The sequence below is a fragment of the Streptosporangium sp. NPDC004379 genome (genome assembly GCF_042873875.1).
Classification (GTDB): domain Bacteria; phylum Actinomycetota; class Actinomycetes; order Streptosporangiales; family Streptosporangiaceae; genus Streptosporangium.
Window position 1 is genome coordinate 363,388 of sequence record NZ_JBIAMC010000004.1, and the last position, 19,435, is coordinate 382,822.

At 71.3% G+C, this 19,435-nt stretch carries 23 protein-coding genes and 2 tRNA genes; 15 read left to right on the forward strand and 10 right to left on the reverse strand.

What is annotated here, in order from left to right:
* Positions 1-181: 181 nt before the first annotated feature.
* On the forward strand, positions 182-1,135 hold the full coding sequence (locus tag ACFYSC_RS11580; protein ID WP_389960003.1) for a LacI family DNA-binding transcriptional regulator: 954 nt from the start codon (positions 182-184) through the stop codon (positions 1,133-1,135).
* 21 nt (positions 1,136-1,156) lie between these two features.
* Here ACFYSC_RS11580 and ACFYSC_RS11585 read toward each other — a convergent pair whose 3' ends face one another.
* Positions 1,157-1,525 (reverse strand): phage holin family protein, encoded by a 369-nt coding sequence (locus tag ACFYSC_RS11585; protein ID WP_362941353.1) that lies wholly within the window; start codon positions 1,523-1,525, stop codon positions 1,157-1,159.
* A 262-nt stretch (positions 1,526-1,787) separates the two neighbouring features.
* Between ACFYSC_RS11585 and ACFYSC_RS11590 the strand changes: the two genes are divergently transcribed.
* The 4 genes from ACFYSC_RS11590 (at position 1,788) to ACFYSC_RS11605 (ending at position 4,499) form a co-directional block, all read left to right on the forward strand.
* Positions 1,788-2,846 carry an NADP-dependent oxidoreductase gene (locus tag ACFYSC_RS11590; protein WP_389960006.1) on the forward strand — a complete coding sequence of 353 codons (1,059 nt, stop codon included), beginning with the start codon at positions 1,788-1,790 and terminating at the stop codon, positions 2,844-2,846.
* A gap of 36 nt (positions 2,847-2,882) precedes the next feature.
* The gene (locus ACFYSC_RS11595; protein WP_362941347.1) at positions 2,883-3,167 is read left to right on the forward strand and encodes a hypothetical protein; all 285 of its coding nucleotides are present in this window, start codon (positions 2,883-2,885) and stop codon (positions 3,165-3,167) included.
* A 152-nt stretch (positions 3,168-3,319) separates the two neighbouring features.
* Positions 3,320-3,718 carry an OsmC family protein gene (locus ACFYSC_RS11600; RefSeq protein ID WP_389960009.1) on the forward strand — a complete coding sequence of 133 codons (399 nt, stop codon included), beginning with the start codon at positions 3,320-3,322 and terminating at the stop codon, positions 3,716-3,718.
* A 707-nt stretch (positions 3,719-4,425) separates the two neighbouring features.
* Positions 4,426-4,499 (forward strand) — tRNA-Lys (locus ACFYSC_RS11605).
* 423 nt (positions 4,500-4,922) lie between these two features.
* On the opposite strand, the gene ACFYSC_RS11610 is transcribed toward ACFYSC_RS11605, so the two are convergent.
* Positions 4,923-6,344 carry an ATP-binding protein gene (locus ACFYSC_RS11610; RefSeq protein ID WP_389960012.1) on the reverse strand — a complete coding sequence of 474 codons (1,422 nt, stop codon included), beginning with the start codon at positions 6,342-6,344 and terminating at the stop codon, positions 4,923-4,925.
* 233 nt (positions 6,345-6,577) lie between these two features.
* On the opposite strand from ACFYSC_RS11610, the gene ACFYSC_RS11615 reads away from it, so the two are divergent.
* Together ACFYSC_RS11615 and ACFYSC_RS11620 are read left to right on the forward strand one after the other, a co-directional pair.
* The gene (locus ACFYSC_RS11615; protein ID WP_389960015.1) at positions 6,578-7,459 is read left to right on the forward strand and encodes a lytic polysaccharide monooxygenase; all 882 of its coding nucleotides are present in this window, start codon (positions 6,578-6,580) and stop codon (positions 7,457-7,459) included.
* A gap of 65 nt (positions 7,460-7,524) precedes the next feature.
* On the forward strand, positions 7,525-8,184 hold the full coding sequence (locus tag ACFYSC_RS11620) for a DUF305 domain-containing protein (protein ID WP_389960018.1): 660 nt from the start codon (positions 7,525-7,527) through the stop codon (positions 8,182-8,184).
* Between the two features lie 133 nt (positions 8,185-8,317).
* On the opposite strand, the gene ACFYSC_RS11625 is transcribed toward ACFYSC_RS11620, so the two are convergent.
* Positions 8,318-8,836, reverse strand: coding sequence for a shikimate kinase (locus ACFYSC_RS11625; RefSeq protein WP_389960021.1), 519 nt, complete (start codon positions 8,834-8,836; stop codon positions 8,318-8,320).
* Positions 8,837-8,912: 76 nt separating this feature from the next.
* Here ACFYSC_RS11625 and ACFYSC_RS11630 point away from each other — a divergent pair, with 76 nt between their 5' ends.
* Positions 8,913-9,176, forward strand: a complete 264-nt coding sequence (locus tag ACFYSC_RS11630; RefSeq protein WP_389960023.1) for a DUF6458 family protein — start codon at positions 8,913-8,915, stop codon at positions 9,174-9,176.
* Between the two features lie 121 nt (positions 9,177-9,297).
* Positions 9,298-9,549, forward strand: a complete 252-nt coding sequence (locus tag ACFYSC_RS11635; RefSeq protein ID WP_362932439.1) for a DUF4235 domain-containing protein — start codon at positions 9,298-9,300, stop codon at positions 9,547-9,549.
* 201 nt (positions 9,550-9,750) lie between these two features.
* Here ACFYSC_RS11635 and ACFYSC_RS11640 read toward each other — a convergent pair whose 3' ends face one another.
* A complete protein-coding gene (locus tag ACFYSC_RS11640; RefSeq protein ID WP_389960026.1) occupies positions 9,751-10,980 on the reverse strand; it encodes a glycosyltransferase in 1,230 nt (409 codons plus the stop codon).
* A 152-nt stretch (positions 10,981-11,132) separates the two neighbouring features.
* Here ACFYSC_RS11640 and ACFYSC_RS11645 point away from each other — a divergent pair, with 152 nt between their 5' ends.
* Together ACFYSC_RS11645 and ACFYSC_RS11650 are read left to right on the forward strand one after the other, a co-directional pair.
* A complete protein-coding gene (locus tag ACFYSC_RS11645; protein ID WP_389960029.1) occupies positions 11,133-11,378 on the forward strand; it encodes a BON domain-containing protein in 246 nt (81 codons plus the stop codon).
* The gene (locus ACFYSC_RS11650; protein ID WP_389960031.1) at positions 11,375-12,088 is read left to right on the forward strand and encodes a metallophosphoesterase; all 714 of its coding nucleotides are present in this window, start codon (positions 11,375-11,377) and stop codon (positions 12,086-12,088) included. Before ACFYSC_RS11645 ends, ACFYSC_RS11650 begins: the two co-directional genes overlap by 4 nt.
* 283 nt (positions 12,089-12,371) lie before the next feature.
* Here ACFYSC_RS11650 and ACFYSC_RS11655 read toward each other — a convergent pair whose 3' ends face one another.
* The gene (locus ACFYSC_RS11655) at positions 12,372-12,521 is read right to left on the reverse strand and encodes a GPGG-motif small membrane protein (RefSeq protein WP_175593845.1); all 150 of its coding nucleotides are present in this window, start codon (positions 12,519-12,521) and stop codon (positions 12,372-12,374) included.
* A gap of 22 nt (positions 12,522-12,543) precedes the next feature.
* On the reverse strand, positions 12,544-13,059 hold the full coding sequence (locus tag ACFYSC_RS11660) for a DUF6328 family protein (RefSeq protein ID WP_389960034.1): 516 nt from the start codon (positions 13,057-13,059) through the stop codon (positions 12,544-12,546).
* Positions 13,060-13,170: 111 nt separating this feature from the next.
* On the opposite strand from ACFYSC_RS11660, the gene ACFYSC_RS11665 reads away from it, so the two are divergent.
* Positions 13,171-13,722 (forward strand): nucleotidyltransferase family protein, encoded by a 552-nt coding sequence (locus ACFYSC_RS11665; RefSeq protein WP_389960037.1) that lies wholly within the window; start codon positions 13,171-13,173, stop codon positions 13,720-13,722.
* A gap of 85 nt (positions 13,723-13,807) precedes the next feature.
* Here ACFYSC_RS11665 and ACFYSC_RS11670 read toward each other — a convergent pair whose 3' ends face one another.
* Positions 13,808-14,176, reverse strand: a complete 369-nt coding sequence (locus tag ACFYSC_RS11670) for a PRC-barrel domain containing protein (RefSeq protein ID WP_389960039.1) — start codon at positions 14,174-14,176, stop codon at positions 13,808-13,810.
* A 328-nt stretch (positions 14,177-14,504) separates the two neighbouring features.
* Between ACFYSC_RS11670 and ACFYSC_RS11675 the strand changes: the two genes are divergently transcribed.
* Positions 14,505-14,578: transfer RNA gene (locus ACFYSC_RS11675), tRNA-Lys, on the forward strand.
* A gap of 119 nt (positions 14,579-14,697) precedes the next feature.
* Here the strand turns inward: ACFYSC_RS11675 and ACFYSC_RS11680 are convergent.
* Entirely contained in the window at positions 14,698-15,546 is an 849-nt protein-coding gene (locus ACFYSC_RS11680) for an NAD(P)H-binding protein (protein ID WP_389960042.1), read from the reverse strand.
* Positions 15,547-15,650: 104 nt separating this feature from the next.
* The gene (locus ACFYSC_RS11685; protein WP_389960045.1) at positions 15,651-16,208 is read right to left on the reverse strand and encodes a dihydrofolate reductase family protein; all 558 of its coding nucleotides are present in this window, start codon (positions 16,206-16,208) and stop codon (positions 15,651-15,653) included.
* Positions 16,209-16,492: 284 nt separating this feature from the next.
* Here ACFYSC_RS11685 and ACFYSC_RS11690 point away from each other — a divergent pair, with 284 nt between their 5' ends.
* Positions 16,493-17,947, forward strand: coding sequence for a cytochrome ubiquinol oxidase subunit I (locus ACFYSC_RS11690; protein WP_389960047.1), 1,455 nt, complete (start codon positions 16,493-16,495; stop codon positions 17,945-17,947).
* A 4-nt stretch (positions 17,948-17,951) separates the two neighbouring features.
* Positions 17,952-18,965, forward strand: a complete 1,014-nt coding sequence (locus tag ACFYSC_RS11695) for a cytochrome d ubiquinol oxidase subunit II (protein WP_389960049.1) — start codon at positions 17,952-17,954, stop codon at positions 18,963-18,965.
* Positions 18,966-19,061: 96 nt separating this feature from the next.
* Here ACFYSC_RS11695 and ACFYSC_RS11700 read toward each other — a convergent pair whose 3' ends face one another.
* Positions 19,062-19,427 (reverse strand): hypothetical protein, encoded by a 366-nt coding sequence (locus tag ACFYSC_RS11700; protein ID WP_362932417.1) that lies wholly within the window; start codon positions 19,425-19,427, stop codon positions 19,062-19,064.
* Positions 19,428-19,435: the final 8 nt, after the last annotated feature.

Genomic DNA, 19,435 nt, shown 5'->3' on the forward strand with positions numbered 1-19,435 from the left:
TTCCCTACCTAGAATACAGGTAATTGGGCGGCCCGCATCCTCGTTCTTGCGATGGCGTGTCGGACCGCCCCAGGTGACAGGCTGAAACAGCGGAATACCGCGCGGGAGACCCCTGCCGGGGCGGACCGCGACATACCCTGGGCTGGTGCCCCAGCCACGGAAACGAGCGACGATACGTGAGGTGGCGAAGGCCACCGGCCTGTCCCCTGCCTCGGTCTCGTACGCGCTGCGCGGGATGCAGGTGTCCGGCGAGACCATCGAGCGGGTACGGCGGGCCGCCGCCGAGCTCGGCTACGAGGCCGACCCCATCGCCCGCGCGCTGGCCAGCGGCCGGACCGGGATGATCGGCCTGCTCTGCGGATCCCTGGAGGACCTCTGGCAGCAGGCCCTGGCCGTCGGCATCGGCCGGGCGCTGAAGGACAACGACCGCTACGCGCTGATCCTCGACGCCGCGGGCGACCCGGCGCGGGAGCGCACGCTGGCCCGGCAGCTCCGGGACCAGCGGGTGGACGCCCTGATCGTGCAGCCGGTCGATCCGGCCGCGCCGTTCTGGGCTGAACTGTGCGAGAGCCTGCCGGTGGTGTCGATCGGCGACGCGCTGGCCGGGGCCCGTACGGCGGGGGAGGTCGTCTTCGACAACCGCGCGGGGGTGACCCTGGCACTGGAGCACCTGCGCGACCGGGGGCACCGGCGGCTGGCGGTCCTCACCCCAACCCGGGCCAGCACCCCCGACCGCCCCGCCGACGTGCACGTCCTGGCCGAGGCCGAACGGCTGGCGCTGGACATCGAAGTGATCACCGCACCGCAGTCCCCGGCCGCCGCCACCGGAGTCGCCCGGAGCGCGCTCGCCGCCGGGCACCGGGCGTTCTTCTGCTTCTCCGACTCGATCGCCTACGGCGTCTACGCCGCCTCCGTCGCGGACGGCCTGCGCATCCCGCTCGACGTCTCGGTGATGGGCTACGACGACCACCCGATGTCGGGGCTGCTCACCCCGCCGCTGACCACCGTCGACTGGGACATCGACCGCATCGTCCGGGCCGCCGTCGGCACGGTCGTGGACGCGGCGGACGGCGAGAGCCGCCACCGGCGCATCGTCCAGTCACCCCAGCTCCGCGGGCGGGGCTCGGTCGGCTGAGCCCCGCCCGCCGCGAGCGGCTCAGTCGCCGAGCACCAGGTCCAGCAGCCAGCTCACCAGGCCGATGATGATCGCGCCCCAGAACGCCGCCCAGAATCCGCTCACGTGGAAGGCCAGGTGGAACTGCTTGGCGAGCCAGCTCGTGAGCAGCAGCAGGCCGGCGTTGACCACCAGGGCGAACAACCCGAGGGTGAGCACGTAGAAGGCACAGCCGACGGTCTTGATGATCGGCTTGAGGACCGCGTTGACGACGCCGAAGACCAGGGCGACCGCGAGCAGCGTGCCGATCTCCGCGGCTGTGGTGGAGGCGGACACCTTGATGCCGTGCACGAGTTGGGTGGCCACCCACAGGGCGGCCGCCACGGCCACGATCTTGATGATGATTCTCACGCCTGGGCATCCTCGCAGGAGAGTCGGACGGACGGTAGGCCCGCCGCGCGGGCCTACCCGGACCCTAGCCACTTCGCGCCCGCGGCGGTGGTCACGGCGGCGCCGCCACGGGGGTGTCACCCACGGGGAACGGGCGTCGCCGCAGCCCGGGGCGGTGTGTTCGGTCACAGGGTGAGAGATCCGCCCGGATGTGGGGATGGTCCCGTTCGCCGGATGCGGAACGTCTCCGGTGAACGGACACGAAGGCCGAGGGGGCTTCACCATGGCAGACCAGACGTCCGGCGGCCCGCGGTTCGCGGGCGGCACGACATTCCGTGAGATCCGGCTCGCCTCGCGGCCCTCGGGGTGGCCGACCGAGGACGACTTCGAGATGGCCGACGCCGGGCCGCCCGACGTGCGCGACGGTCAGATCCTCGTCCGCAACCTCTTCATGAGCGTCGATCCGTACATGCGGGGCCGGATGAACGAGGGCGAGTCCTACGTCCCGCCGTTCGAGCTCGGCAAGGCCCTGGAGGGCGGCGCGGTCGGCGAGGTCGTGGAGTCGCGGACCGCCGGTCTGACGCGCGGCGACCTCGTCCTGCACGGGTACGGCTGGCGCGAGCACGCCGTCCTCGACGCCGGGCAGGCCCGCCGGCTCGATCCGGCGCCGAGGATCCCGCTGTCGGCCTACCTCGGCGTGCTCGGCATGCCCGGCCTCACCGCCTATGTCGGCCTGCTCGACATCGCCTCCTTCAAGGAGGGCGACGCGGTGTTCGTCTCCGGCGCGGCGGGGGCCGTGGGCAGCCTGGTCGGGCAGATCGCCCGTCTCAAGGGGGCCTCCCGGGTGGTGGGCAGCGCGGGCTCGGACGAGAAGGTCGCCTACCTGATCGAGGAGCTCGGGTTCGACGACGCCTTCAACTACAAGAAGGGCCGGGTCCACGACCTGCTCGCGCGGGCGGCCCCCGACGGCGTCGACGTCTACTTCGACAACGTCGGCGGCGACCACCTGGAGGCCGCCATCGGCGCGCTCCACACGCACGGCAGGGTCGCGATGTGCGGGGCGATCTCCGCCTACAACGCCCCCGAACCGCCTCCGGGGCCGCGGAACCTCTTCCTCGCCGTCGGCAAGCGGCTCACCCTGCGCGGGTTCATCGTCGGCGACCACTCCGGCCGCATGGGCGACATGCTCGCCGAGATGGGACCGTGGCTGGCGGAGGGCCGGCTCACCTTCCGGGAGACGGTCGTCGACGGCTTGGAGAACGCCCCCCGGGCCTTCATCGACATGCTGGGCGGCGCCAACGTCGGCAAGATGATCGTCCGCCTGGCGGCCGACCACGCATGATCAGTGTGATCGGAGGGCAGAAGGCGCGGTGAGGAGGTGGGACGGTTGGAAACGGACGAGTTGGAGGCGTTGCCGGCCCGGGAACTGCACGACCGCGCGGTCCGCTACGCGGTTCACCACGGGGATCTCGCGTTCCTGTGGGAGCTGCTCAAGGTGATTCCGGCGGCGGAGGCGTCCACGGGCAACGAGGAGGAGACGGCCAACGAGCTCAGCCGGGTCTCGGCCCTGCTCAGCGACGCGGTGGCCGCCGGCGAGGGCGAGCTGGGGGAGGCGCTGCGCCCGTTCTACATCGAGTACCTGACCAGGCACCCCGAAGCCTAGGTTCTGTTCCGTGGTTCGTCCCGCCCGCTCGACCGAGGCAGGCGGGACGAACCACGGAACGGAGGCTGGGTTCGGAGTCCGGGTTCCGGATCCGGGGCCCGCACCCCCGGCCCGTTTCGGTAGGGTGAGCGGCGTAACCGGGGAGGTGCGCCATGGCGCAGGTCAGTGTGGAGCGGACCGACGACGGGTTCGTGGCCCGCAACGATCGCGGGGCGGAGGTCGCCATGGGCGGCGCCGACGAGCAGGGGGTCTTCACCCCGGTCGAGCTGCTGCTCGCCGCACTCGGCGGCTGCAACATCGTCACCGTGGAGCCGCTCACCGCCCAGCGCGGCCACCGCCTGGTCCGGCTGGCCATGACCGTCCAGGCGGAGAAGGTCGAGCCCACGCTGCTCGGGCCGATCACCATCACCTACGACGTGGAGCTGCCCGAGGGTGACGAGAAGGCCGACGAGGTCTTCCGTGCGGTGGCCCGGCGCGTCGAGGACAGGTACTGCACGGTGAGCCGGGCACTGCGGGAGAAGAGCGAGGTCATCCTCGAACTGCCCGCCTGACGGGCCCCCGTGCTCGAACCGCCTGCCTGATGGGCTCTCTGCCCGACCCGCTCGCCTGACGGGCCCTCGTCCTCGAACCGCCCGCCTGACGGTCCGTCCCCGTGCCGTCTCCACGCCGGGGATCCCCGCGTCGCGGGGGCTCTCCGGCGGGTGGCCGAGCGCTCCGCCGGAGGGCGGGCGCACCCGTTCGGCTATACCGGGTCAAGTATGGATGTAGGCCCAAAAACGACCCGCGTATGACGTGCTTCTTACGTTCGATTCTGTACTGTTGTAGCAGGTCAAGGGGTTCTGCGAAGCCCGGGGGGAGCGTTGCAGAGACTTTTCACCGGATAAGGACGCGAGGGGGATCGCGTCCCCGAGCGGAGCCGCCGGAGTCTTGGGGGAGACGAAGGAGAGGCCCGCGAGGAGGCTGGGCTCGCGCAGTTGGGGGACTGCCCGCCCGGCCGACAGAAGGCCGGACAGTTGGGGGGCTGTCCGGCCTTCGCTCTGCCGGGGTCCGGCGGTCGGACGACCGCCGGACCCCGGCTTCTTCGACGGGAGACCGGGCGGCCGGGGGACCGCCCGGCCTCCCCCCTCACCGAAAGCCCCGGTCCGGACCGGATGACGCCCTCCGGCCTGGTCATCCGTACGGCGGGCCGTACCGTCCGCCCCCTCCCGGTTGATGTGCGTTGGCCCCGTGGCTGCTGCTACAGTTACGTCCGTCGCAAGCGCCGCTAGCTCAGTTGGTTAGAGCAGCTGACTCTTAATCAGCGGGTCCGGGGTTCGAGTCCCTGGCGGCGCACAGACAGCGAAGCCCAGGTCGGTTCTCCGACCTGGGCTTTCGTTTCTCATTGCGACGCTGCGCGTCGCGGCTCGGGGGCTCTTACCCGGTGTCTTCCCTCGTCTCTCCGTCGCTTCGCTCCCTGTTGATGGCGACACTGCGTGTCGCGGCTCGGGGGCTGGTGACCGGTGTCTTCCCTCGTCTCTCCGTCGCTCCGCTCCCTGTTGATGGCGACACTGCGTGTCGCGGCTCGGGGGCTCTTACCCGGTGTCTTCCCTCGTCACTCCGTCGCTCCGCTCCTGCGTTCCTCAGTCCAGACACCGGCGCCCCCTCGCGGCGTTCCTCAGTCCAGACACCGGCGCCCCCTCGCGGCGTTCCTCAGTCCAGACACCGGCGCCCCCGAGCGGGTCCAGTCAGCGGCGCCCCTCGCTGGTTGAGCGATGATCATGCGTAGAGGTCGTCGAGGGTGACCAGGCGGACGTCTCCTGATGCTTCGGTGCTGAACCCGGCCCCGGAATAGCACGTCAGAACGGTGTCCCGGGTGTCGAACCCCTTGGCGGTGAGCAGGTCGCGCGCGCGCCGGAGCCGTGCCACGTGCTCGGCCCCCATGACCCGGTCCCACTTGACCTCTCCCAGGGAGAGAACCCGGCGCGGACGTCCGTGGTCGGCGGGCGCAAGTACGGCGACGTCGATCTGGATCTGCGTGCGGCCGGCCGGATCGGGGACCACGCCGCTGCCCACCTCACCGGCTTCGGCGTCGCTGGACAGGGCGTACTCCCGGCAGAGCATCTCGATGTGGGGGCCGACCACCTGCGACAGGAAACGCGCCCGGCTGCCCCGCCAGACCGTCGCCGCGTCTCCGCGTTCCAGGCGGGACCACTCCCTGGCCATGATCGCCTGATAGAAGGTGACGAGCGGCTCGGCCACCCGGTAGTAGCTGCGGTTCGGCCTGAAGAGGTCGTGCTCCTTGACCAGGAGATGGCTGTCTCCCAGCACGCGGAGGGGATGGGCGATCTCGTTGGACTTGCGGCCCACGTAGCCGGCGATTCCCCCCGACGTCGTGTTCCCATCGGCGACGGCGGCCAGGACGGAGTGATAGAGCGACGGGTCACGGATCTCCGTCTCCTCCGCCAGCAGGTAGCGGGCCTCCCTGAGCAGCGGTCCCTCGGCGTTCAGGACGGTTCTGATCACCCAGTCGTCGAAGTCGCCGAGACCGGACGGGGTGTCGCCGCGGACGAACTCCCTCCGGTAGGCCGGAGTCCCGCCCACCACCGCGTGGACCAGCGCCGCCAGCCGGGCATCGCCGATACCCCAGAACGCGGCGGCCTGGCGGTACTCGAAGGGTCTGACGACCATCTCCAGCCCGGCGCGTCCGCGGAGCGGGGCCGTACCGGCCAGTAACCCGCCCATCACCGACATGGCTGACCCGCAGAGCAGCATCCGGGCGCTGCTGGAACCCCCGGAACCGCCGGGGCCCAGTTCCCGCTGGATGATCGAGGGCAACTCGGGGGACGCCTTGACCAGGTAGGGGAACTCATCGAACACGACGGGAACCGCCCGGTCGCGGACGACGCCGAAGAGGTGGGGGACGGCGTCGATCCAGTCGCGGAAGGCGGGCACCGGGGCACCGGTGAACCTGATCAGCTCGTCCGTGAACAGGCGAAGTGCCACGGCCTCGGTCACTTCCAGCGCGGGAAAGTAGATGCCGCCCATGCTCGCGGCCAGGGCCTGCAGGATATAACTCTTCCCCTGCCGGCGGCGGCCGCTCACCACGCCGAGCCGGGCTCCCACGCCCTCTTCGGAGGTGAAGGAGACAAGGCTCGCCCATTCCCGCTCACGGTCGAAGACGTGCCCGGGTTTGCGCATGAGTCGAAGTGTAGTTGACCGAAGTATATTTGACTCAACTGTAGTTGACTGAATTTGTCACCGATTTCTCCGCCGGGCTTGGGCGAGAACGGCCGAGGGGTGGCACCCGGGATCCCCCGTCAGAGAAGGGGATGGCGGAGGGGCACTAATTGTTAGTAAGGTTTACTTTTAATAACGTGCTATCCGTCGGTCGTTGGACATGTCCGCCTCCATTCCCCGAAGGAGGAGTCCACGTGCTCCTGCGACACAAGGCGGCGGCCGGCGCCGCCGCGCTCACCATGACGTCACTGGTCGTCCTGCTGCCCTCCGCCCCCGCGGCCGCCCACGGCTCCATGTCGAACCCGCCCAGCCGTGCCTACGTCTGCCATCTGGAGGGCCCGGAGACGCCGAAGTCGGACGCCTGCAAGGCCGCCGTCGCCGCCGGCGGCACCCAGGCGTTCTACGACTGGCACGAGGTCTCGCGGCTGGAGGCCGGGGGCAACCACCGCGCGATCATCCCGGACGGAAAGCTGTGCAGCGCCGGGCGCGACAAGTACCGGGGCCTGGACCTGGCCCGGGCCGACTGGCCCGCCACGCGCGTCTCCCCGGGCCCGCTGACGATCACCTACCACGCGACCGCGCCGCACGCGAACAGCAACTTCGAGTTCTACATCACCAAGCAGAGCTGGAACCCGACGCAGCCGCTGCGCTGGTCGGACCTGGAGCCCATCAAGACCTTCACCAACCAGAACCCGACCACGTTCACCAACTGGACCATCAACCTCCCGCAGCGGACCGGCCGTCAGCTCGTCTACTCGATCTGGCAGCGGGTGGTCGGCAGTACGGAGGCGTTCTACACCTGCTCCGACGTGGACTTCGGCGGGGGCACCACCCCCACCCCGACGCCCACCCCGACCCCGACTGTGACCCCCACCGCGACCCCGACGGCGACGCCCACCGCCACCCCGACGGCGACCGCCACACCACAGCCGGGTGACGTGTGGAAGGCGAACACCGCCTACGCGGCGGGTGCGCGCGTCACCTACGGCGGCCTGACCTACCGGTGCCTGCAGGCGCACACCTCCCTGCCGGGCTGGGAGCCGCCGAACGTCCCCTCGCTCTGGGCGCGAGCCTGATCCGCCGGCGGTCCGGGGCGTCATGTCGTCCCGGACCGCCGTAGCCTTCGCCGAGGAGGTCTTCCGTGAAGCGCATCGCCAGGGCCGTGCCGGGCCCCGTCCTGTGTGCCGTCCTGCTCACCGGGTGCGGCACCGACGCCCATGAGTTCTACGGCACCGGCCCGGGTCACGGGGCGCACGGCGGAGGGAGCGCCGCCGCGTCCGCCCCCGCCGCCGTGTCCGCCCCGGCCGCTCAGCCGGACGCCCCGGCGACCGCCCCGCCCGGGGACGTCAACGCCGCCGACGTGATGTTCCTGCAGATGATGGGCCCGCACAACGGCCAGGGCGTACGGCTGGCACGGCTCGCCCGCGACCGGCCGGCCCGTCCGGAGGTCAGGACCCTGGCGGCGGCCATCGCCACCACCCAGGAGGCGGAGGCCGCGACGATGACCGGCTGGCTGAGAGGCTGGGGGCGGCCCCTGACCGCCGACCCCGGTGAGCACGCCGCCCACGGCGGCATGCCGGGACTGACCGAGACGGAGATCGGTTCCGTCGCGGACGCGCCGCCCGCCGAGTTCGAGCGCAGGTTCCTCAACATGGTGATCGCCCAGCAGGACGACGCGGTCCAGCTGGCCAGGCTGGAGGCGGCGACCGGGGTGAACCCCGAGGTGCGGGCGCTGGCGGGGCGGATCGAGGCGTCCCGCACGGCGCAGATCCGGCGGATGCTGGCGCTGCTCGGCCGGTGACCGCCTGCCGTCGCACCCGTGACCGGACGGCCCGACGCCGACGGCCGTGCGGCCCGGACCGGCCGGGACCGGTGGAGCCGCCGGCTCCGGCCCGGACCAGCGGTTTCCGGGCGAGCCGGGCACCCGGGCCGGGTCAGCGGTTTCCGAGCGAGCCGAGCACCCGGGCGGCGATCTCCTCGGCGGTGAGCGCCGAGACGTCGAACGTCAGGTCCGCGACCTCGGCGAACAGCGGCCCCCGGACCGCGCGCTGCCTGGTGAGCATGGCCGGGAGATCCGGCTCGAAGTGCGGGCGGTGCCCGCTCGACAGCATCCGCTCGGCGAGTACGGCGGGCGGGGCGTCCAGCCAGACCACCAGCGCCGGGGCCAGCACCCGGCGGCAGGCGGGGTTCTCCACCACGCTGGCCGCGGCGGCGACCACCACCGGAGGCCGTTCGGCGAGGGCCTCGCGAAGGTGCAGGGCCTCCCGCTCGTGGAGCACGTCCGCGCCCTCCCGGGCGGCGGTCTCGGCCGCCGTCGCTCCGCCGTACCGGGCGGCCAGGTCGGGATCGCTGTCGCGCAGCGGCCGGTCCAGCTCGCGGGCCAGGATCCGGGCGACGGACGACTTGCCCGCGCCCATCAGGCCCGTGACGACGATCGGAAGGTTGAATTTCACGCGTACTCCCGTGGGGGATGTTTGAGATCCGTGGGTGGGATAGGAGATGGGACGTTGGCTCGAAGGAGGTAATCCCATGACCATCGCAGGCGGCATCATCCTCATAATGCTCGGGGCGATTCTCACCTGGGCGGTCGAGTTCGACATCGCCGGGTTCGACATCAACGTCGTCGGCGTGATCCTGATGCTCGGCGGTCTCGTGTGGCTGCTGTTCGCGCTCTACCGGCTTCGTACCGCGCGCCGGGCCGTGCAGGCGCCCACCACCACGGTGATCGAGGACCCGGTGACCCAGCGCCGCGTCTACGAGGAGCGTCGCTACGACGACCCGCCGGTGGTGTGACCCCGGGTGGTTCCGGGCGGGGAAGACGTCCTTCCGCCGTCCGTTCCCCCGGTGCGCGCCGTTAACGGCGGCTCCCGCCGGGTAGACGCGGCTCCATAGGACCTGAACGGAGGACGCGAAGTTGAGCAAGATCGTATCCAAGGGCACCGGAGCGGTGACCGGCATGGTCGGCGGCGTCGTCGCCGGAGCCATCTTCAAGCAGGTCTGGAAGTTCGCCTCGGGCAAGGACGAGGCTCCGGACCCGACCTCCGACCAGTATGCCTGGAAGGAGATCCTGGTCGCGGCGGCCATCCAGGGTGCGATCTTCGGCGTGGTCAAGGCCGTCCTCGACCGGACCACCACCGGAAAGATCCATCGAGCCACCGGCCGCTGATCCTCGCGGGAGCGCCCCGGCCGCACCGGACCACTGGTGCGGCCGGGGCGCTTCCGTGTTCCCCGTGAACGTCGGGCGGTTTCCGCGCTCCCGGGTTCTTCCCGGCCGCCGGACGGCGCCGGCGCCCCGGAAACCGCCAGCGCCCCGGAAACCGCCCGCGGCCGTCGGGCGGCTTCCGCGCTCCCGCGGTCCCCGCGGCCGTCAGGCGGCTCCGGTGCCCCGGAACGTGCCCGCGGTCCTCCGGCTGCGGCCCCGCGAGGTGAGCACCTCGGCGTAGACCGCGAGGGTACGGCCCGCCACCTCGTCCCAGCCGTAACCGGACCTCGCCCGCTCGGCCGCGGCGGCGCCGTACGCGTCGAGCCGGGCCGGGTGGGCGAGCAGCTCGCGCAGGGCACGGCCGAGCGCGACCGGGTCACGCGGCGGGACCAGCAGGCCGGTGACACCGGGGACGACCGTGTCGAGATGCCCGCCCACCGCCGAGGCGACCACCGGCGTCCCGCAGGCCATGGCCTCCAGCGGCACCATCCCGAAGGGCTCGTACCAGGGGACGCTGACCACCGCGTCCGCCGCGCGCATCAACGCCGGGACGTCCTCGCGGGTCACCCGGCCGATGAACCGGACGCGGTCCGCCACGCCGTACATGCGGGCGATCCGCGCCAGGCGGGCCGGCTCCGGCTCCCCGGAGGAGCCGCCGGCGACGACGAGGGTGGCGTCCGGGACCTGCCGCAGCGCCCGGATCGTGGTCTCCACCCCCTTACGCGGCACGGGCCGTCCGATGGCCAGCAGAACCGGCCTGGAGGCGTGGGGGCCGAGGTCCGCTCCGGGACCGTCCGGGGTGAACGCGGTCAGGTCGACGCCGCAGGGGACCACCCGCACCGCCCGCTCGGGCGTCCGCATCCGGGCCAGCTCGGCGACCTCGTCGGCGCAGGTGGCGATCACGGCGTCCGCCTGACGGGCGACGAGCGTCTCGGCGCCCACCCGCTCGCGCGGGCTGGTGTCGCCCTTCCCCTGGTGGCGTCGCTTGACCGTGCCGAGGGCGTGGAAGGTGTGCACGATCGGCACCGCGGTGTCCCGCGCGGCGGCCAGCGAGGCCAGCCCGCTCATCCAGAAGTGGCTGTGCGCGATGTCCGGAGGGGCCGCGTGCCAGCGCAGGGCCAGCCATCGGCCGAAGTCGGGCATCCAGGCCAGCAGGTCGTCCTTGGGCAGGGTCACGGCCGGACCGGCCGGTACGTGGACCACGGTGACGCCGGGGGCGAAGGCCACCTCGGCGGGCTGGAATGGGCACTCCCGGCGGGTGTAGACGGTGACGTCGTGCCCCCGCTCGGCGAGCGCGCGGGAGAGGGCGGCGACGTGGACGTTCTGGCCTCCGGCGTCGGCGCCGCCGACGGTCGCCAGAGGGCTGGAGTGTTCGGACACCATTGCGATCTTCATGGGCACGGCTCCGCGGCGGTGAAACGCGACAGGAACGTGCCTGCGTCCTAGGCATCCAATCGGAGGTAATTCCCTGGTCATGGGATCTTTAAACGCGTTTGACCTCGGCGTTCTCGGGAAAGCGAGCGTTTTGGACGAAAGGAGTTCAGGCGATGGAGGCTCCGCAGTACGTCGCCGCGCGCGTGCAGAGCGCGCTGGCGGAGGACGAGAGGACCCACGAGCTGGGCATCCGCGTGGTCGTCCGGGGTGATCAGCTCTTCCTGCACGGTCAGGTCTCCTGTGACGAGCGCCGCGGGCTGATCGCCGACGTGGCCGGCGAGGCGGCTCCCGGGCTGACGGTTCGCAACGAGATCGCCGTCATGGACGTCAGGGAACCGGGGGAGAGGGAGGAGCTGTGAGAGAGCTGCGGATCGCGGCTGTCGGGGACGTGCACCTGGACGAGAGCATGCGGGGGCGCTACCGCGAGAGGCTGGGCGACCTCGCCGACCACGCCGACGTGCTGCTCCTGGCCGGTGACCTCACCCGGCACGGCACGATCGAGGAGGCGCAGGTGGTCGCCGACGAGTTCCGCGATCTACCGGTCCCGGTGGTCGCCGTACTCGGCAACCACGACCACCACTCCGACGTCCCCGCGGAGATCGCGGCTCTGCTGAAGAGCGTCGGGATCACCGTCCTGCACGACGACTCGGTCGTGCTCGACATCGACGGGGTACGGCTCGGCGTGGTCGGCGGCAAGGGCTTCGGCGGGGGGTACGCGGGCAAGTGCGCCAGCGACTTCGGCGAGCCCGAGATCAAGGCGTTCGTCGGGCACACCAAACGGATCGCGGAGCGCTGGCGGGTGGCGCTCAAGGAGCTCCAGGCCGACCGCAAGGTGGTGCTGTCGCACTACTCCCCGGTCAAGGACACCCTTGAGGGCGAACCCCTGGAGATCTACCCCTTCCTCGGCAGCTACCTGCTCGCCGAGGCGGTGGACGGGGAGGGCGCCGACCTGATCATCCACGGCCACGCGCACGCGGGCACGGAGAAGGGGGAGACGCCCGGCGGCGTCCGGGTTCGCAACGTGGCGCTGCCGGTGCTGAAACGCGCCTACGGGCTGTACTGCCTTTGAGGCGGTGGACGGCGGCGGGCCGTACGGCCGCTGAGGCGAGTCGTACGGCCCGCGGGAAAGGATCCTCTCCGGAAAACCGCGGGCCGTACGGCCTCCGGGAGGAGGGCCGCCGCCGGGGAAAGAAGGCGCCGCCGGGGAAGAAGGCCGCGGGGAAAGAAGGCGGGGAGAGAAGCCGGGAAAAGAAGAAGCGGGCCGGGTGTGAACCCGGCCCGCTGAGGCTTCTGTTACGAATTCGGGGCGACTTCGTGTTCGGTTGTTCGGTACGCGGGCTCATTCGCCCGCATCAGACATTGAAGATGCTCACGCCCCCGGGGCCGACCAGGAAGCCGAGGACGATGAGGACGATCCCCCAGAGGAGATCGCGACGGGCCAGGATGACGTAGATCCCGGCGATGACGAGAACGACTGCGATGATCCAGAGCAAGGTAGCCATGACAATGCACTGCCCCCATGTCTCAAGGCTTAACATCCTTGCCGCGACGAAGGTCGACAATGGGCTGGAGGATCCACAGCCACGCGCTGGACAGGGCGATCGCACCGCCGAACAGCGCGGCCGGCCAGGCGTTGATGACGGTCTCCGCGACCAGCGCCACCGAGGCGGTCATCGCGATCGCGAGCCCGACGGCCCCGGCGATGCCGAGTTCGTTGGCCCGGTGCAGCATCCTCTCCTTCAGCCCGGTCCGGAACAGCAGGCGGTGCTGGGCGGCGGGGGTGATGAAGCAGACGGAGGCGAGGGCGGCGCTCAGCAGCGCGATGAAGAACAGCCAGCGGCCCACCGAGTCCACCTTGTGGAAGCCGCTGGCGAACGGCAGGGTCAGCAGAAAGGCGAACAGAACTTGGACGCCCGTGACGGCGACCCGGAGTCCCTGCAACAGTTCCCCGAGTTCGCGGTCGACCCGTTCCTTGTGGCTCTCTCCCGGCCTGGCGTCATCCTCGATCGGCTCTTTTTCGGCAAATTCCGGCTGAATCATGACATTCCAATGCCCTGGTAAAGGATTGCCATGCCTACCTGCGGAGACACGGGGTAAGCGAGTCCCATGGGAAGTCACAGCCATGAGGTAACGGATTCGATCCTGGAGACGTTGAAGCGGGCGAGCACGGCGCTGAAGGACGCGAAGGTCAGGTTCGCGCTCGCCGGCGGGTGTGCCGCCTACGCCCGCGGGGCCGCGCCCTCGCTGCACGACGTCGACTTCGTCCTGCCGCAGGAGGACGTGCCGACGGCCCTGGAAGCGCTGCGCGAGCTGGGCTTCGAGACGGCCAGACCCCCGGAGGACTGGCTGGTCAAGGCGTACGACGAGGGCAGGCTGGTAGATCTGATCTTTAACATCTGCGGCAACCCGGTCACCCCGGAGCTGCTTGAGCGGTCCGAGCAGATGAAGGCCTCGGCCGTCATCGTGCCGGTCCTGGAGGCGACCGATCTGGTGATCTCCTGGCTCCTGCCGCTGTCGGAGCACAGTTGTGACTATGGTTCGCTCCTGCCGCAGGTCAGAGCTTTGCGTGAGCAGGTCGACTGGAACCGCGTGGCGTCGGTCGCCCAGGTCTCGCCGTACGCCTCCACCTTTCTGACCCTGCTGGAGCGGCTGGGGGTGATCCCCGGCCCCGTCGAGGCCGCGGGTGATCCTTCGTGGCCCTGAACCCCCCGACGCGAACCTCCGTACGCACGAGCAGGGGCCCCGCCTGTCAGGCGGGGCCCCTGCTCGTGCGTATCGCCGTGGCCGGTCAGAAGGTGCCCGGTCCGTCGTAGGGGAAGCGGCCGTAGTAGTCGCCCACCGTCTGGCGGTAGGCCGGCTCCTTGAAGGCCCCCTCGTCGAACTCCGGAGCGTTCTTGATCTCTTCCTTGGTGCGGGCCAGGTAGACCCTGCGCTCCTGCGGGTCGATCCTGGTCACCGTGCTCGCCGGAAGCATGACCTTCTTGCCGAAGATCCACGGGCCGGTGTCGACGACGATGTAGCTCTCGCCGACCTCGTAGGTCGCCTCGTCTACGGAGCCGATCTTCCCATCGGTCGCCTCGACGTGGTAACCCGCGAGATCCAGGGTCTTGTCGTCACCGTAGACGTCGGATCGGTAGTTCCAGAGATCAGGCTGCATGGTGTCTGTCTCCTTCGGTTCGGTTCTCCGGACTCCACCCTGCTACCCCGGAAACGAGACCTAAACGAGACCCGGCGGCGTCCGGGGGAACCGGGGGAACGGCTTGCCCCGGCCGGGAGAAAGGATCATCGGCGTCGACCAGGGGATGGGCGTACGGCGACGCGGGCATGCCGATCGATGCCGGGCGGCGAAATATCTCCTCGGAGTGAGGGGGCGCTTACCGGCGCGGGTCCGGGGCGTGCGGCTCCTCCGAACCGGCGGCGACGGACGGGATGGGTCATTTCGGGTACGGACCACTGCCGTGGGTCCGGTAGTCTTGTCGAGTCGGGCGCCGCTAGCTCAGTTGGTTAGAGCAGCTGACTCTTAATCAGCGGGTCCGGGGTTCGAGTCCCTGGCGGCGCACGGAAGGAAAGCCCAGGTCGGCATCGCCGACCTGGGCTTTCTTCGTCATTTCCGACTCTCGAGGTCAGCGGCTCCTCGCCGTTCCCGGCCCCGTGTCGCCGGTGCCGCGGGGAACGGCGTCAGCGGAAGTCGTCGGCGTGGTCGATCGCCCACCGCGGGAACGGCGTCGCCGGAACCCCGGTGACCTTCTCGAACGTGGCGGTGGTCGTCTCCGGTGACGTCACCATGGCGCCGTGGGCGGCGACGATGCCCTCGGCCATGGCGGCCGGCATGCCGCCCGCGACGAGGTCCCGGAGCGTGTTCTCCGGGGGGACCTCCTCCCAGCGCACCGGGCGGCCGATCGCCTCCCCGATGGCCGCGACCTGCTCGGCCTGGGTCAGGGTCTCCGGCCCGGTCAGCTCGTAGGCCGCCCCGGTGTGGCCGTCCCCGGTCAGCGCGAGCACCCCGACGGTCGCGATGTCCCGCTCATGGATCAGCGCCCGTCCCGCCGCCCCGTGGGACCTGCGGACCACGCCCGTGGCGCGGATCTCCGGAGCCCACAGCAGGGTGTTCACCGCGAACCCGCCGGGACGCAGGAACGTCCACTCCACGCCGGTCCCCCTGATCAGGCGCTCCAGGTAGGCGTGGGAGCCCAGGATCGAGCCCGGCGCGCGCTCCAGGTCGTCGGACACGCCCCGCGCCGAGACGTAGACCACGCGGCGCGCCCGCCCGGCGATCTTCTCCACGGCCGCCTCGGCGGCGTGGTCGGCCGCCAGCGTGGGCCAGAGCAGGAACACCGCCTCCACCCCGTCCAGCGCGGCGTCCAGGGAGGCGGGGTCGGCCAGATCGCCCCGCACCGCCTCGGCGCCGTCCGGCAGGGCCGCCCCGGCGGGATCGCGGGTCAGCGCGCGTACGGCGACGCCCCTGCCCAGAAGCTGGGACACGACGTGCCCGCCGACGTTGCCGGTCGCCCCGGTTACCAGAATCATGGAAGAACTCTTTTCTCGGTGGAAGTGCCGAGATCAGCCTGCAACCTCGACCAAAGTCGAGGTCAATCCGGCGGAGCCGGGGCGGCGGGTCCGTCGTGCGGCGGTCAGGTCGTGGGGGAGGGGTCCTGCGGGGCGTAGGAGAGGACGACGACGCCCGAGTCGAACCTCAGCGTGTCGAGGAGCCTCAGCCGGGCGTCGGTGCCCTCCCGGAACAGGCGCCTTCCTCTGCCCAGGATCCGCGGGTGGACCCAGATCCGGTACTCGTCGAGGAGGCCGTGCTCCATCAGCGTGTCGGTGAGCCGGCCGCAGCCGTAGATCAGCATCTGCCGTCCGGGACGCCGCTTCAGCTCGGCCACCGTCTCGGTGACCTCGCCGCCCGGGATGACCGAGGTGTTGTGCCACTCGTCGGCCTTGTCCAGCGTCGAGGACACCACGTACTTGGGCATGTCGTTCATCCGGTCGGCGAACTCCCCGGTCCTGCCGGGCCAGGCCAGTGCGAACCCCTCGTAGGTCACGCGGCCCATCAGCAGCGCGTCGCTCGCGAAGAGCTGGTCATGGGAGTACGCGGCGGCCTCGTCCGTCCAGTACTTGAGCGACCAGAGGTGCGGGTCGTCGATGAAGCCGTCCAGCGTCGTGTAGACCGACGCGATGACCTTTCTCATCCTGCTCTCTCCTCCGTAGGGGCCTCCGCCGGAGGCGGTGTGCCGTACAGGTCCGCGGCACCCGGCGGTTCATGACTTTCTGCCATGCAAACACTACGGAAAGTGATCGTCGCATGGTGGCTCCAACGCGGCTTCGTATCGTTTGCCGCTGGGCGAGCCGGGGGAGGCAGGTGTGGGTGAGGGGCCCATGGGGACATGGAGGCCCACATGACCTGGGAGAACGTCATGGCGGCCAGGGGGCGCGCGAGGAGCGGCGGGGCCGCCGTGCGGGGGGAGGGGGCGCGGTGTCCGGGACGCCCGGGGTGACCGGCCTCGTCGGCCTCGCCGTACCGGCGCTGACCGCGGCGGCCGGCCCCGCGAGCCCGGCCGACCTGGTCGCGGCGCGCACACAGATGGCCTTCTCGCTGGGCTGGCACATCGTGCTCGCCTGTCTCGGGGTGGGGATGCCCGCGCTGCTGCTGTTCACCGAGTGGCGGGCCCTGCGCACCGGTGACGACGACCACCTGCGGCTGGTCCGCCGCTGGGCCAAGGCGGTGGGCGTGCTGTTCGCCGTCGGAGCGGTCTCCGGGACGATTCTCAGCTTCGAGATGGGGCTGCTGTGGCCGGGCCTGATGGGCGTCTACGGGGAGGTGATCGGCCTTCCCTTCGCGCTGGAGGGCAACGCCTTCTTCCTGGAGGCCATCTTCATCGGCGTCTACCTCTACGGTTGGGGCCGGCTGTCGCCCCGGCTCCACCTGCTGAGCGGGGTGCCCGTGCTGGTCGCCGGGGTGGCCTCGGCGTTCTTCGTGGTGACCGCCAACGCCTGGATGAACCAGCCGGTCGGCTTCACCCTGGAGGGCGGCCGGATCCGCGACGTCGACCCCTGGCGCGCGATGATGAACCCGGCCACGCCGCCGCAGACGTTGCACATGATCGTGGCGGCGTTCATGGTGACCGGTTTCGCGGTCGCCTCCGTCTACGCCGTGGCGCTGCTGCGCGGGCGGCGCGACCGCTACCACCGCCTCGGCTTCGCCATCCCCTTCGCGCTCGGCGCCGTCTTCGCCCCGATCCAGATCGTGGTGGGCGACTACGCGGCCCGGTTCCTGGCCGAGTACCAGCCCGTCAAGCTCGCCGCGATGGAGGGACTCTTCCAGACCCGCTCGCATGCCCCACTGAGTCTCGGCGGCATCGAGTCCGGCGGCGCGTTGCACTACGCGGTCGAGATCCCCAGCGGCCTGTCCCTGCTGGTCGGTGACAGCCCGGGCACGGTGGTCCGCGGCCTCGACATGGTCCCGGCGGCCGACCGGCCCCCGGTCAACCCGGTCCACCTGGCCTTCGACGCGATGGTGGGGATCGGGTTCTTCCTGCTCCTGCTGTCGGTGTGGTTCGCCGTGGCCTGGTGGCGCCGGCGCGACCTGCCGCGTTCCCCGTGGTTCCTGCGCCTGGCCGCGCTCTCCGGGGTGGCCGCCGTGGTCGCGGTGGAGGCCGGCTGGATCGTGACCGAGGTCGGCCGCCAGCCCTGGGTGGTGTACGGCAGGCTCCGCACCGCCGACGCCGTCAATCCGGTGCCGGGGCTGTGGGCGGGATTCGCGGCCGTCCTGCTGGTCTACGCGATCCTCACCGTCGCCACCGTCTACGTGCTGCGGCGCATGGCGCGCGACTCCGGGACGCCGGAGACCGCGGGAAAGGGGGCGCATGCCCCCCAGGAGCCGGAGGAGCCCGCCCAGGGCGCGACGCCCGTGGCCGGGGACCGGGGGTGACCCGGTGGACCTGGTGCAGGCGACGCTGGTGGTGCTGTGGGTCGGTGTGACGCTGTACGCGCTGCTCGCCGGGGCCGACTTCGGCGGCGGAGTCCTCGACCTGCTGGCCGGACGCGCCACGACGGGCATGCCGCAGCGCAGACTCATCGAGCACACGATCGGGCCGGTGTGGGAGGCCAACCACGTCTGGTTGATCTTCGTGCTCGTCGTGCTCTGGACCGCCTTCCCCGCCACGTTCGCCGCGGTGATGTCCACCCTGTACATCCCGCTGACGCTCGTGGCGCTCGGCATCATCGCCAGGGGCGCCGCGTTCGCCTTCCGTAAGGCCAGCACCGAGCCGTGGCAGCAGCGCCTGTTCGGCGCGGCCTTCGCGATCTCCTCGCTCCTGACGCCCTTCTTCCTCGGCGCGGTCGCCGGGGGGATCGCCTCCGGGCGCGTCCCGCCGGGACTGGGGGCCGGGAACATCGTGACGAGCTGGGTGAATCCCACCTCGATGCTGGGCGGCGTCCTCGCGGTCGGCGTCTGCGTCTACCTCGCCGCCGTATACCTGTGCGACGACGCGCGGCGGGCCGGGCTGCCGGATCTGGCCGAGGGGTTCCGGCGCCGGGCGCTGGTGACGGGCCTCGTCGTGGGCGCCGTCGCGCTGGCCGGCGTCGCCGTGCTGCGCTGGGACGCGCCCCGGCTGTTCGGCGGGCTCATCCATCGGGCGCTGCCGCTGGTGGTGGGCAGCGCCGTGCTCGGCCTGGTCTCCCTGGTCCTGCTGTGGCGCAGGCGTTTCCTGCTCGTCCGGGTCACCGCCGCGCTGGCCGTCACGGCGGTGCTGTGGGGGTGGCCGGTCGCGCAGTATCCCGCGATGCTGCCGCCCGGCCTGACCGTCTACCAGGCCGCCGCCACCCGGTCGGTGCTCGGCGCCACGCTTCTCGTGCTCGCCGTGGGCGCGTTGCTGGTCCTGCCGTCCATGGCGTGGCTGCTGCTGTTGCAGCGGCGCTCGCCGTACGACGCCGGATCCCACGGCTGACCCGCCCCGAAGCGGTGCCGGTGGCCGGTGCCGCCCGGACCCGGACAGGGCTCTGGCCAGACCCGGGGGAGGTCTGGCCAGAGTGGGGGAGGCGGGTCAGCTGACGTTGGCGCAGATCGCGTAGACGCTGATGCCGACGTCGCCGTAGCGGTTCTGTCGGCCGAGGCCGATCCAGCCGGTGCCGTCGTCGGTCGGGAAGGAACCGACGAGGATCGCGTCCGCGCCCTGCGCCTCGGCGCCGCCGCCGACCGCCCGCTTGCCGTCGGGGCACCGGACCACGCGGCGGGTGAAGTTGGGGACGTTGGCGTTGGGGAGCTTGACGATCTGGTAGCCGGTGAAGTCGGCCGCCGAGCTGGCGGCGGTGTCGACGGTGGCGGTGGCCGGGGAGGCCGCCGCCGCTGCCAGGCCCGCGCAGCCGGTGACGGTCGCGAGGGCGATGGCCATGAGTTTTCCGTGCCGCATGATTCCTC